This window comes from Kitasatospora sp. NPDC057692 (assembly GCF_042799475.1).
In the GTDB taxonomy this organism is placed as follows: Bacteria; Actinomycetota; Actinomycetes; order Streptomycetales; family Streptomycetaceae; genus Kitasatospora.
The window spans coordinates 104532-115992 of record NZ_JBHVIV010000017.1 but is presented as its reverse complement, the minus strand read 5'-3'; the positions used below and the strand labels follow the sequence as shown (position 1 = coordinate 115992).

General features: G+C 76.1%; 13 protein-coding genes. 7 read left to right on the top strand and 6 right to left on the bottom strand.

The genetic code is table 11. The features are described from left to right. Positions 1–50: 50 nt before the first annotated feature. From ACFVFS_RS13155 to ACFVFS_RS13135, 5 genes are read left to right on the top strand one after another with little or no spacing between them, the layout of a single operon-like run. Positions 51–1064 carry a 3-oxoacyl-ACP synthase III family protein gene (locus ACFVFS_RS13155; protein ID WP_380623320.1) on the top strand — a complete coding sequence of 338 codons (1014 nt, stop codon included), beginning with the start codon at positions 51–53 and terminating at the stop codon, positions 1062–1064. Then, positions 1061–1801, top strand: a complete 741-nt coding sequence (locus tag ACFVFS_RS13150) for a glycosyltransferase (protein ID WP_380623318.1) — start codon at positions 1061–1063, stop codon at positions 1799–1801. The genes ACFVFS_RS13155 and ACFVFS_RS13150 overlap by 4 nt, the downstream gene beginning before the upstream one ends. A gap of 48 nt (positions 1802–1849) precedes the next feature. Beyond that, on the top strand, positions 1850–3337 hold the full coding sequence (locus tag ACFVFS_RS13145; RefSeq protein WP_380623316.1) for a class I adenylate-forming enzyme family protein: 1488 nt from the start codon (positions 1850–1852) through the stop codon (positions 3335–3337). Continuing rightward, positions 3334–4422: a cytochrome P450 gene (locus tag ACFVFS_RS13140; RefSeq protein WP_380623314.1), complete on the top strand. Its 1089-nt coding sequence runs from the start codon at positions 3334–3336 to the stop codon at positions 4420–4422. The genes ACFVFS_RS13145 and ACFVFS_RS13140 overlap by 4 nt, the downstream gene beginning before the upstream one ends. A gap of 58 nt (positions 4423–4480) precedes the next feature. Then, positions 4481–5398 carry an NAD-dependent epimerase/dehydratase family protein gene (locus ACFVFS_RS13135; protein WP_380623312.1) on the top strand — a complete coding sequence of 306 codons (918 nt, stop codon included), beginning with the start codon at positions 4481–4483 and terminating at the stop codon, positions 5396–5398. A gap of 108 nt (positions 5399–5506) precedes the next feature. Here ACFVFS_RS13135 and ACFVFS_RS13130 read toward each other — a convergent pair whose 3' ends face one another. From ACFVFS_RS13130 to ACFVFS_RS13120, 3 genes are all read right to left on the bottom strand, one after another. Next, positions 5507–5707 carry a DUF5326 family protein gene (locus tag ACFVFS_RS13130; protein WP_380623310.1) on the bottom strand — a complete coding sequence of 67 codons (201 nt, stop codon included), beginning with the start codon at positions 5705–5707 and terminating at the stop codon, positions 5507–5509. Between the two features lie 228 nt (positions 5708–5935). Then, positions 5936–6607, bottom strand: a complete 672-nt coding sequence (gene tenA, locus ACFVFS_RS13125) for a thiaminase II (protein ID WP_380623308.1) — start codon at positions 6605–6607, stop codon at positions 5936–5938. 81 nt (positions 6608–6688) lie between these two features. Further along, complete coding sequence (locus ACFVFS_RS13120) at positions 6689–7006, bottom strand: cupin domain-containing protein (protein WP_344338921.1); 318 nt, start codon at positions 7004–7006, stop codon at positions 6689–6691. Positions 7007–7106: 100 nt separating this feature from the next. Between ACFVFS_RS13120 and ACFVFS_RS13115 the strand changes: the two genes are divergently transcribed. Beyond that, entirely contained in the window at positions 7107–7481 is a 375-nt protein-coding gene (locus tag ACFVFS_RS13115; protein ID WP_380623306.1) for a phage holin family protein, read from the top strand. 96 nt (positions 7482–7577) lie between these two features. On the opposite strand, the gene ACFVFS_RS13110 is transcribed toward ACFVFS_RS13115, so the two are convergent. Both ACFVFS_RS13110 and ACFVFS_RS13105 read right to left on the bottom strand, forming a co-directional pair. Continuing rightward, positions 7578–8003, bottom strand: a complete 426-nt coding sequence (locus ACFVFS_RS13110; RefSeq protein WP_376086453.1) for an SsgA family sporulation/cell division regulator — start codon at positions 8001–8003, stop codon at positions 7578–7580. A gap of 215 nt (positions 8004–8218) precedes the next feature. After that, a complete protein-coding gene (locus tag ACFVFS_RS13105) occupies positions 8219–9019 on the bottom strand; it encodes an IclR family transcriptional regulator (protein ID WP_380623304.1) in 801 nt (266 codons plus the stop codon). Between the two features lie 328 nt (positions 9020–9347). Here ACFVFS_RS13105 and ACFVFS_RS13100 point away from each other — a divergent pair, with 328 nt between their 5' ends. Then, positions 9348–9875: an NUDIX domain-containing protein gene (locus ACFVFS_RS13100; protein ID WP_380623302.1), complete on the top strand. Its 528-nt coding sequence runs from the start codon at positions 9348–9350 to the stop codon at positions 9873–9875. 30 nt (positions 9876–9905) lie between these two features. On the opposite strand, the gene ACFVFS_RS13095 is transcribed toward ACFVFS_RS13100, so the two are convergent. Continuing rightward, positions 9906–11420 carry a globin domain-containing protein gene (locus ACFVFS_RS13095; RefSeq protein ID WP_380623300.1) on the bottom strand — a complete coding sequence of 505 codons (1515 nt, stop codon included), beginning with the start codon at positions 11418–11420 and terminating at the stop codon, positions 9906–9908. Positions 11421–11461 lie beyond the last annotated feature (41 nt).

Sequence of the window (11461 nt, the reverse complement as noted above, 5' to 3'; positions counted from 1 at the left end):
GAGTACGGGTACTCAGGCGGCCGCCACCGGGCGCACTGGACGATGGGACCATGCATCCAGCAGCCACCGCGCGGATCGGCATCACCGCCGTCGGAGCCCAGCTCCCCACCCGCCGACTGACCTCCCAGCAGCTCCAGGACGAGATCACCGCCGGCGGCCGGCTGCGGCTGCCGGAGCGGACCTTCGAGAAAGCCACCGGCATCGTCACCCGGCACTTCGCCGCCGACGGCGAGTACGCCTCCACCCTGGCCGTCGGCGCCGCCCGGCGCGCCCTGGACTCCCGCGGACTGCACCCGCTCGACCTCGACCTGCTGATCTTCGCCTCCGCCACCCGGGACGTCGCCGAGCCCGCGACCGCCCACCTCGTCCAGGCCGAACTCGGCTCCCGCGCCCACGCGTTCGACGTCAGCAACGCCTGCAACAGCTTCCTCAACGGGATCGACCTGGCCCGCGCGATGATCCTGGCCGGCCGGGCCCGGCGGGCCCTGGTGGTCACCGGCGAGACGCCCAGCCGGGCGATGCGCCGCGACCCGAGCGGCGCGGCGGAGTTCCGCGACGGCTTCGCCGGCTACACCTTCGGCGACGCGGGCGCCGCCGTGGTCGTCGAGGCGGTGGAGCGCGGCGGCATCCTCGGCGTGGAGACCGAGACCGCCTCCGAGCACTGGCGGGTCGGCGGCATCCCGGGCGGCGGCTCACGGCACCCGCGCGGCGACGAGTACAGCTACTTCCGGGGCGGCGGACCGGAGTTGCGCACGGTCTTCGAGAAGATCGGCGCGGACGTCCTGACCCGGACGGCCGCCCGCACCGGCCTCGGCTGGGACGACTACGCCCGGGTGCTGGTGCACCAGGTGACCGTCCCCTACCTGGAGCGGTTCGTCGAGGCCACCGGCGTCCCGGAGGAGAAGCTGGTGGTCACCGTGCCCGAGCTCGGCAATGTCGCCAGTGCCACGATCGGCGTCCAACTCGACCGAATACGCTCGACGCTGGTTCCGGGCGACAGGGTGCTGATGGTGGGCCTCGGCGGCGGCGCCAGTCTGATGACGATGGTCTGGGAGGTGTCGTGACCGCGCTGTGGGTGATCGTCCCGGCCTACCAGGAGGCGGCCCGGATCGCCGCCACCCTGGACGCCCTCGCCGCCCAGCGGGACCGGGGGTTCACCCTGCTGGTCGCCGACAACGGCTCCACCGACGGCACCGTGGACGCCGTCCGCGCCTTCGCCGACCGGGCGCCGTTCCCGGTCGAGGTGCTGGTCGAACCGGAGAAGGGCGTCGGCTCCGCCGTCGACACCGCGTTCCGGCACGCCATCGCCCGGGGCGCCACCCTGCTCGCCCGCACCGACGCCGACTGCCTGCCCGAACCCGGCTGGACGGCCGCCGCCAGGGCCGCGCTGCTCGCCGGCGGCGGCCTGGTCTGCGGCCGGGTCACCGCCCGCCGGGACGAGCACGGGCCCGCCGGGCGCACCGTCTTCCTGGTCCTGGTCGCGGCCGGCGCCCTCTTCGGCCGGATCCGGCCCGCGCACCGGCGCCGGCACGGCTACCTCACCCCGTACCGGATGCACGCGGGCAACAACATGGCGATCACCGCCGAGCTGTACCGGGCGGTCGGCGGCATGCCGCGCCGCCCCTCGCCGACCGACCGGCTGTTCGTCAACCGGGTCCGCCGGCACACCCGGGCGATCGTCCACCGCCGCGACATGGTGGTGCAGAACTCCACCCGGCGGATCCGCGCGTACGGGGTGGTCGGCACCGCCCGCTGGTACCTGGACCGCGGCGCGGGCACCCGCGCCGTCGACGTCCGCTGACCCCGCCGCCCCGACCCGTCCCGCCCCGCCGAAACCCGAGGACCCGCCGTGCTCGACCGGCTCGCCCACGCCCTGCGCTCCGTCCACCCCGACCGCCCGGCCGTGCTGCGGCACACCCGGCTCGGCACCACCCGGGTGCGGATCCGCCGCGGCGAACTCGCCGACCTCGCGGACAACCACACCGTCGCCCTGCGCGCCCGCGGCCTGCGCGACGGCGACACCCTCGGTGTCGCGGTCCGCCCCGGCCCGCGCGCCCTCGCCGTCCTGATCGCCGCGCACCGGCTCGGCCTGCGCACCGCCGTCCTCGACCCGACCGCGGGCCCCGACGTGCTGGCCGCCCGGCTCGCGCTGGCCCGGCCCGACCTGGTGCTCGCCGACGCCGCCGCCCAGGCCGTGGCCGGCTGGGCCGGCCCGCTCGCCCGCCGCGCCGGCCTCGCGCTGCCCCCGCTCGCCGCCCTCGGCCCGGTCGCCACCCTGGGGCGCCGGCTGCCCGGCTGCGCGCCCCGGCTGCACACCAACCCCTTCGGCGCCTCGGTGCCGGGCGTCCCCGGCCGCGAGGCGCCCGAACGCGACGGCGACGCCGTGATCGTCTTCACCTCCGGCACCACCGCCCGCCCGCGCGCCGTCGTGCACTCCCGCAGCGGTCTGGCCGCCGGGCTGCGCACCGTCACCGACCTGGTCGACCCGCGGCCCGGCACGGTGGTGCTGGGCGGCACCTTCTTCGTGCTGGTCCCCGCGCTCGCCGCCGGCGCCGCCGTCGCGCTGCCGGCCCGCGAACCCGCCGCCCTGGCCCGCCAGCTCGGCCGGCTCGCCCCGGCCCACAGCTACCTCACCCCGCCGCAGCTGCGCGCCGCCCTCGCCACCGGGGCCCGGTTCACCGGCCGGGTCTGGACCGGTTCGGCGCCCGCCGACGCGACCCTGCTGCGCCGGGTCAAGCAGGCCGGGGCCGACCAGGCCTGGGGCGTCTACGCGCTGACCGAGCTGTTCCCGGCGGCGGCCGTCGAGGAGGCCGCGAAGAGCGCCTTCAGCGGGCCCGGCGACCTGGTCGGCGCCCCGCTGCCGGGCGTGCGCGCCGATCTCGCCGCGGACGGTGAACTGCTGCTCGCCGGCCCCGGCGCCCGCCACCGGTACCTCGGTGAGGAACCCGAGCCCTGGGTGCGCACCGGCGACCGCGCCACGCTCGACCCGGACGGCCGGATCGTGCTCGCCGGACGGCTCAAGGACATGGTGCTGCGCCGCGCCGAGAACATCTACCCGGGCCTGTACGAGCCGGCCCTGCACCTGCCGGGCGTCGAACTCGCGGTGCTGGTCGGTGTCCCGGACGAACAGGGTGACGAACGGCTGGTCGCCCTGGTCCAGCCCTCGCCCGGCACCGACCCGCGGCGGCTGCGCGGCGCGCTGGCCGGCCCGCTGGAGCGGATGGGCTCGGCCCGCCCCGACGCCCTGCTGTTCGGCGAGGTGCCGCTGACCGGCCGTTCCCGCAAGCCCGACCGGGCGGCCGCCGCGGCCCACTGCGCCCGGGAGTTGGCGCTGTGACCGGCGGGACGCGACCGGAGCCGGCCCGGCACCCGGGCGCCCGCCGCCGGGACCGCCGGGTCTATCTGCGCAGCCACCCGCTGCTGTTCGCGCTGCTCGCCGCCACCCGCCGCCGTCCGGTGGCCCGGCTCGGCCGCACCGTGCTGGTGCACGGCGCCGAGGCCTACCGCGAGGCGCTCACCCGGATCCCGCTGGACCGCACCGCGCCCGGCACCACCGGCGGGGCCGCCGCCGAACTCACCGACGGCGGCGTGCTGTTCGACCAGCAGGGGGCCGACCACCGCACCGCCCGCCGGGAACTGGCCGCCGCCCTGGACGCGGCGGCGGTGGACCGGCTCCGCCCGCACTGGCGGGCCGTGCTCGCCGAGCGGATCCCGGCGCTCGCCGCCGGAGAACTCGAACTCGTCGCGCTGTCCCGCGCGTTGGCCGGAGTGACGGCCGCCGTGCTGACCGGCGCGAGCGGCTGCCCGCACGCCCTGGCCGGCGCCGCCGCCGAGGCCGCCGCGGCCGCCGCCCGCGACCACCTGCCCGGCCCGCGCCCGCGCGACGCCGCCCGGACCGCCGCCGCCCGGGCCGCCGACCTGGCCGCCCTGCTGCCCGACCCCCGGGACGCGATGGTCGCGGTGGCGACCGTCAACACCACCGTCGCCGCCCTCCCCCGGGCCGCCGCCTGGTGCGCGGACGCCGGAATCTGGCCCTCGGTCGACGCCGCCGGCGCGCCCGCGCTGGCCGCCGAACTGCTGCGGCTCACCGCCCCCTCGCCGCTGCTCCCCCGGGTGGCCGCCGCCGACGGCGAACTGGCCGGCCGGGCCGTCCGCAAGGGCGACCGGCTGATCCTGGTCGCCCGGCACGCCGCCGGGGCGCACCGCCCGGCGCCGTCCCCCGGACCCGCCGCCGCCCAGGCCGTCTTCGGCGCCGGCCCGCACGCCTGCCCCGGCGCCGGGGCGGCCCGCGCCCTGCTGGCCGAGCTGCTGCTCGCACTCGCCCCGTACGCCCCGGTGGTCACGGGCGCCCGCGTCGACCGCCGCTCCGCCCTGCCCGGCTGGTCCGTCCTCACCCTGCGCGCCACCCGCACGCCCGGCTGACCCCCGTTTGCCCCCTGCCCGAACAGCCGCCCCCACCACACCCCCGAGGAGAACCCCGATGCGGATCGCCGTCACCGGCGCGAGCGGCTTCTGCGGCTCGCACGTCGTCCGGGCCGCCGTCGCCGCCGGCCACGACGTGCTCTGCTACGGCCGCCGCCCCGGACCCGCCGGGCGGCACGTCCGCTGGGACGCCATCGCCGGGGAGCCCGACTTCGCCGGCGCCGACGCGGTGGTGCACTGCGCCGCCGCCGTCGCCGACCTGCCCCCGGGGTCCGCCGCCGAGGCCGCCCAGCACGCCGTCAACGTCACCGGCACCGAGCGCCTGCTGCGCGCCGCCGGGGACCGGCCGCTCGCCTGGGTCTCCAGTGCCAGCGTCTACGACCCCCGCCCCGGCCGCGGGTCCGTCCAGGAGCACCACCCCACCGAGGCCGGCCACCTCAACGCGTACGGCCGCACCAAGGCCGCCGGGGAGCGGCTCGCGCTGGCGGCGGGCGCCGTGGTGCTGCGCCCGCGCGCCGTCTACGGCCCGGGCGACCCGCACCTGGTGCCCCGGCTGCTGGAGCGGGTCCGGAACGGCCGGCTGCTGCTGCCCGGCGGCGACGTCCGGCTGAGCCTCACCGCCGTGCAGAACCTCGCCGACGCCTGCCTGTCCGCGGTCGGCGCGGGCCGCACCGGCGACCGCCCGTGGACGCCGGTCGCCTACAACATCGCCGACGCCCGGCCCTACCGGCGCGACGCGGTGGTCCGCGCGGTGCTGGCCGCGCACGGGGTGAGCGCCCGGATCCACCACGTCCCGGCCCCGCTGGCCCGGCTGGCCGCCCGCACCGGCCGGCTCCCCGGCCTGACCCCGTACGCGGTGGACCAGCTCTCCCGCAGCGTGGTGCTGGACCTCGCCCGCGCCCGTTCCCAGGGCTGGCGGCCGCAGCGGGACCTCGACGCCTTCCTGCGCGAGCCCGCCGGCCGACCCGCCGACTGACCCGCCCCCGGAAACGCCCGACGCCCGCGTCCCCCGGAGGGGCGCGGGCGTCGGGCCTCGATGTCCGCTTCCGGTGTCCCGGTTCCCGGCAGGCCGCTTCCCTGCGGTCTAGTTCCTGGCGGCCTTCTTCACCAGCACCACCACGGCGGCGGCGATGCCGACCACCACCAGCGCCTTGACGGCGAAGGCCAGCAGCGCGCCGACCACCCCGAAGACGAACGTCAGCAGGTTCCACGCCAGCACCAGGACCAGCACCGGCACGACGATGTTCCGCACCCACGAGGGCAGCGACTTCCAGAGCTCAGCCATGTCCGTTCCTTCTCTCCCCAGGGGGTCGGCTGCCGTCCGGTGCCGCATCCCGTTCGCTTCGGTACTTCGATCGTACGGTGGCGTGAGAGGCGGAACGAGGCCCAACGGCCCCGAGAGAACCCGGAGATCCCCCCGACCCCGGTCCCGGGGTGAACCCCCGTCCCGACCTCGGGGAACGCCCCGGACACCGCCCTCGGCACCGGGCCCGGCGCGGTCCCCCGACGGGGCTCAGACCGGCCAGGCCTCCCCGCGCCAGGCGGCGTCCCAGAACATCCACTCGTAGCGCGAGGTGGTGACGAAGTGCTCGGTCACCCGGCGCCGTTCGGCGGGGGACATCTCCTCGCCGAGCCGGTCGGTCAGCGCCAGCACCCGGCGCACCACCGACTGGAACGCCTCGTCGCCGTAGGTGGAGATCCACTTCGCGTACAGCGGGTCCGGGGAGCCCTCGGCGAGCAGCCGCTCGCCGACCCGGGCGTAGATCCAGTAGCAGGGCAGCACCGCGCCGACCGCCTCGGCGAAGGAGCCGCCGTAGACGGTGGCGAGCAGGTAGCTGGTGTACGCGCGGGTGGTCGGCAGCACCGGCTCGGCGGCGGCGCCCTCGGCGGTGTCGCCGAAGGCGTCCAGGAACTCGGCGTGCATCCCCTGCTCGGCGGCCAGCGCGCCGATCGCGTCGTCGGCGAAGGCCCGCACCTCCTCCTCGCCGGGCGCCTTGGCCGCGCAGACGGCCAGCGCGCGGGCGTAGTCGCGCAGGTAGTGCGAGTCCTGGACGACGAAGTGGCGGAACGCCTCCCGCGGCAGGGTGCCGTCGGTCAGGCCGGCGATGAAGGGGTGGGCGAGGATCTCGGCGTAGACCGGATCGATCGCCGCCCAGAGTTCTTCGGTCAGGCTCAGGCTGCTCATGCCCCGACCCTAACCGGCCCCGCCCGGCGCCCCGCCGGGTGCCCTGGCCGGCCCTGACCGGCCCTGACCGGCCCTGACCGGCTAGTCCTCCGGCGGCGAGAAGACCACCAGCACCCGCAGTTCCTCGGTGATGTGGTGGAAGCGGTGCGGCGTCCCGGCCGGCACGTAGACGACGGTGCCCCGGCCCACGGTGGCGGTCTCGTCCCCGACGGTCAGCTCGGCCCGGCCGCTGATCACCTGGTAGATCTCGTCCTGGGCGTGCGCGGTCTGGGTGTCGGTGTCGCCGGGGGAGAGCGCGTACAGGCCGGCGGACATCCGCGGCTCGCGCAGGAAGCGCAGGTACGCGCCGTCGTTGGCGGCGCGTTCGGCGTCCAGGCGGTCCAGCCGGAACAACTTCATCGGGACACCCCTCCTCGTGCGGCTTCGGCCCACCGGCATTCAACACCACCGCACCGGTCGGGACATGGCCTCCCCTTGACCGACCTGGGACGCTGGCCCCATGAAGGGTTTCCTCATCAAGACACTGATCAACGCGGCGGCCATCTGGGTCGCCGCCTGGATCGTCACCGGGATCACGCTCACCGGGGACGACTGGCAGCACAAGACGCTCACGGTGCTCGCCGTGGCACTGGTGTTCGGCGTGGTCAACTGGCTGATCAAGCCGGTGGTACAGCTGTTCTCGCTCCCCCTGTTCATCCTCACCCTGGGCCTGTTCACCTTCGTGGTGAACGCGCTGATGCTCTGGCTGACCTCCTGGGCCTCGGACAAGCTCGATCTGGACTTCCACGTCGACGGCTTCTGGTCGGCGCTGCTCGGCGCGCTGATCGTCAGCCTGGTCTCCTGGGGCCTCAGCCTCGCCCTCGACGAGGACTGAGCGCCTCCCGTGCCGGCCCGCACGGAAGGGGCCCGTACCCGGTGAACCACCCGGGTACGGGCCCCTTTCGATGCGCGTCCTGCGCCCGCCGGCGGCTCACCCTGCGTTCTCGTGGCCGTGCAGGATGAGCGCGAGCTGGGCGTCGAGGTCGCCGGCGGCGGCCTCCTCCCCGATCGGCACCAGCCGGTCGGTGCGCGCCAGGAAGGCGATCAGCGGCGGCGCGGCGCCGTGCAGCACGGCGTCGCCCTCGGGGGAGCGCAGCACGAGGCAGACCTCGCCCAGCTCCCCGCCGACCGGGTGGATGTGGACGTCGCCCTCACCGGACGGCCGGGCCAGCCCGTCGAGCAGCAGCTCGCGGGCGAAGACCCAGGTGACCGGCTCGTCGCCGGGCAGGTGGAAGGTGAAGCGGACCGCGTAGGGATCGGCGGGGTCGTAGTCGAGGTCGACCACGATGCGGAAGGTGAGCTCCTCCGAGACCACCAGGTTCATGGTCAGGTGGCCCTGGACTGTGCTGTGCTGCATGGCACCGACACCTCTCGTTCTGCCCGGCCGCGCGTGGGGTGAGGGTTCGCGGGTACCCGGACAAGGCTGTTGGCTGACAGGGGAGGAATTGCGTGCGCTACGTCCAGCCTCATCGTCCCCGCCCGGGGACGTAGTGGACAAGATGTGCTTTTTCAAATGGTGAACGAGCGGGATTGCCCGGTCCGCGGGCGGACCGGCCGGGTGCGGCGGTGTGGTCAGAGCACGAACGACGGCGTCATCGCACCGACACCGCGCCGCAGTTGGCCCGCGACCACGGCGAGCCGGTCGGCCTGCTCGACCGGCAGCGAGACCGCCATGGTGGCGACCACCGAGCCGACGGTGATCGGCACGGCCGCGCAGACCGTGCCGATCGCGTACTCCTGGCGCTCGACCACCGGCATGGTGTGCCGCACCCCGGCGATCCGGCGCAGGACGGCCGACTCGTCGACGAGCGTGGCCGGGGTGAGCCCCACCGGGGGGTGGCGCGCGAGGTGGTCGCGCCGGGCCTCCTCGGGGAGCTGGCTCAGCAGGCACTGGCCGATCGCGTGGGCGTGGGCGGTGGCCCGGAAGTCGGCCCACGGTTCGACGGCCGGCCGGTGGACGCCGTCGACGGTGTCCACCACGGTGACCTCGCCGTCCTGGTAGAGGGCGAAGTAGACGGCCCCGCCGAGTTCATCGCTTAACCCCTCCATCCGCGCCCGCAGCCCGTGCCGTTCGGCCTGCCGGTCGTCGGCCAGGACGATGCCCTCGACCGATTCGCCGTAGAAGAAGCGGCCGTCGGACCGCCGCAGGTAGCCCTCGTGGGTCAGGGTCCGCAGCAGGTGGTACGCGGTGCCGAGCGGCAGGCCGGCGGCGCGGGCGAGCTGTTTGGCGGTGGCCCCGTGCCGGAACCCGCCGACGGCCTCCAGCAGGCGCAGCGCCCGCTGGACGGAGGAGATCAGGGTGGGCTGCCGCTCCTTGCGCGAAGTGCGCGCCGGCCGCGTCGACGGCGCGGTACGCTCTGCGATCCGATCCATGGCCACAGCCAGCCCCCAGCCCGAGTCATTGCAGAGAAGAGCATGCGGAGTGAATCACTCCGATTTGCCCGATAGTCGCCCATTGCAGCACAGGCTCGGCGCGGCTGCAATGACTCTGACACAGTTCACTCAATAAAATCCTTCAAATCAAAGGCAATATAAGCCTACGACCTGTCTTTCGAAGATCTGTTCAACGTTCATCTTCGCTATCCAAGACCTATCACCGCAACGAACCGATCACGGGCGGACGCATCGGTCGGCAAGCCGCGTTTCGGGCGCGCCGGGTCGCGGGAGACTCCCGCACAACGCTCCAGCCCCGGAGGTCGCCATGCGCACCCCGCCCCGCCCCGTCGTCCAGCGCACCGCCCGGGCGATCCTGCTGGAGGTCGACCCGGACAACCCGTACGGACCGGCCTCGCTCGTGCTGATCAAGCGCACCCGCCCCGGCTCGCCCCATCCGTACTGGATCACCCCCGGCGGCGGTGTCGAGCCCGGCGACCGCACGGTGGTGGAGGCGCTGCACCGCGAGGTGGACGAGGAGCTCGGCGGCAAGGTGGTCGACGCGGTCCCCGCCTTCGTGGACACCATCAGCCACACCCACCACCCCGACGGCACCCTGCTCCACCCGCACGGGGTCAAGGTGCAGCACTTCTTCGTCTGCCGGCTCGCCTCGATGGACCTCGACCGCCGGCACGGCCCCGAGGTCGACGAGCCCAACGGCGGCTACGAGGTGGTCCGGGTGCCGTTCACCCGCGAGGGCGTCACCTCGGTCAACGTGGTGCCGCCGAGCCTGCGGGCGTACCTGGCCGCCAACATCGAGGGCATCCGCGCGCTGCTCGCGCCCGACCTCGGCTGACGCCGGCCCCGCCCCGGCCGCCGGGCCCGCTCACCGCGCGGCCAGGTCGTGCCGGATCCGCTCGGCCGGCAGCCCGGCCCGCAGCAGGGCCTCCGCGGTCCGCCGGACCATCGCGGGCGGCCCGGCGAGGTAGGCCGTCCGCCCGGTCCACGGCCCGAACCGGGCCACCGCCTCCGGGAGTTCACCGGTCAGCGGGCCGGTCGCGGCCGCCCCGGCCGGGCCCGCCCCGTCGCGGGCCCCGTAGCCGGAGCCGGAGAGCACCGGCCGGACGGCCAGCCGGCCGTGCCGCTCCGCCAGCTCCCGCAGGCCGGCCAGCTCGTACAGCTCCTCGGCGCGCCGGGCACCGTAGAACACCTCCACCGAGCGGGCCGCCGCGCCGTCCTCCAGCGCCTCCTCGACCAGCGCCCGCAGCGGCGCGATCCCGGTGCCGCCGCCCACCAGCAGCAGGTCCGCGCCGTCGGCGCGGTCCAGGGTCATCCCGCCGGCCGCGGGGCCGAGCCGCAGCACGTCCCCGGGCGCGGCCCGGTGCACCAGCGCGTTGCTCACCCAGCCCGCCTGCACCGCCTTGACGTGGAAGGTCAGCAGACCGTCCGGCCGGGGCGCCGAGGCGAACGAGAAGTGCCGCCAGACCCGCGGCCACCAGGGCGTCTCCAGGCTCGTGTACTGCCCGGCCCGGTACGGGTACGCCTGGTCGGGGCGGACCGTGAGCACCGCGACGTCCCGGGTGCGGCGCTCGTGCGCGACCACCTCGCCCTGCCACCAGGGCGGCGAGGTGCGGGCGTCCTCCTCGGCGGCCTCGATCATGATCGAGGAGATCAGCCGGTAGGCCCGGCGCCAGGCCAGTTCGGTCTCGGCGCTCCACCGGCTGCCCGCGTACCTGGCCAGCGCCGCCACCAGGCACTCGCCGACCGGACCGTAGTGACCGGTCAGCGTGCCGTACCGGCGGTGGGCGCAGCCCAGCGCCCGCAGGTACGCGCGCAGGCCCGCCGGATCGCCGGCGCCGCGGGCGGCCGTCAGCAGGGCGCGGAAGAGGCGGTCGCGCTGGACGTCCATGGCGGCCGGGAAGAGCGCCCGGACCTCGGGGTGGCCGAGGAAGATCAGCGCGTAGAAGTGCGCGGTGGCCCGGTCGGCGACCGGCTCGACCACCGCCAGACTGGCCCGGATCAGTTCGAGGTCCCGGGCGGTCGGCGGCAGCCCGGCCGCCGCGCGCGGGTCCGGCGCGGGCGGCACCGGCGGGAGGGCCGGGACGGCCCAGTTGAGGCCCGGGGCGCTGGTGAACAGCGGCTCGGGCAGCGGCCCCGGCACCGCGGCGTCCGGACGGCTCGGCGCCGGGACCGCGGGCGGGTCGACCGGCCGCGGCGGCACCGCCGGCGGGACGGTCGGCGCTACGACCGGCGGCAGGTCCGGCGGCACCGGCGGCACCGGTCGGACGGCCTGCGCGGCGCCCGGAGCGGCGCCCGGAGCGGCGCCCGGCAGACCGGGCACGGCCGAGGCCGCCGCCGAGCCGTGGCCGGTCCGGACCAGGAGTGTTCTGCGGGACTTCACCGCAAGGTTTCGAGTACCCAAGTGAATCGTTTCGCCTCCGG

Excerpts from the sequence above, each read along its gene's own strand:
- ACFVFS_RS13155 (WP_380623320.1), top strand. The coding sequence starts at position 51 with ATGCATCCAGCAGCCACCGCGCGGATCGGCATCACCGCCGTCGGAGCC.
- ACFVFS_RS13130 (WP_380623310.1), bottom strand. The coding sequence starts at position 5,707 with ATGGCTGAGCTCTGGAAGTCGCTGCCCTCGTGGGTGCGGAACATCGTC.
- ACFVFS_RS13135 (WP_380623312.1), top strand. The coding sequence starts at position 4,481 with ATGCGGATCGCCGTCACCGGCGCGAGCGGCTTCTGCGGCTCGCACGTC.
- ACFVFS_RS13120 (WP_344338921.1), bottom strand. The coding sequence starts at position 7,006 with ATGAAGTTGTTCCGGCTGGACCGCCTGGACGCCGAACGCGCCGCCAAC.
- tenA (WP_380623308.1), bottom strand. The coding sequence starts at position 6,607 with ATGAGCAGCCTGAGCCTGACCGAAGAACTCTGGGCGGCGATCGATCCG.
- ACFVFS_RS13105 (WP_380623304.1), bottom strand. The coding sequence starts at position 9,019 with ATGGATCGGATCGCAGAGCGTACCGCGCCGTCGACGCGGCCGGCGCGC.
- ACFVFS_RS13115 (WP_380623306.1), top strand. The coding sequence starts at position 7,107 with ATGAAGGGTTTCCTCATCAAGACACTGATCAACGCGGCGGCCATCTGG.
- ACFVFS_RS13100 (WP_380623302.1), top strand. The coding sequence starts at position 9,348 with ATGCGCACCCCGCCCCGCCCCGTCGTCCAGCGCACCGCCCGGGCGATC.
- ACFVFS_RS13110 (WP_376086453.1), bottom strand. The coding sequence starts at position 8,003 with ATGCAGCACAGCACAGTCCAGGGCCACCTGACCATGAACCTGGTGGTC.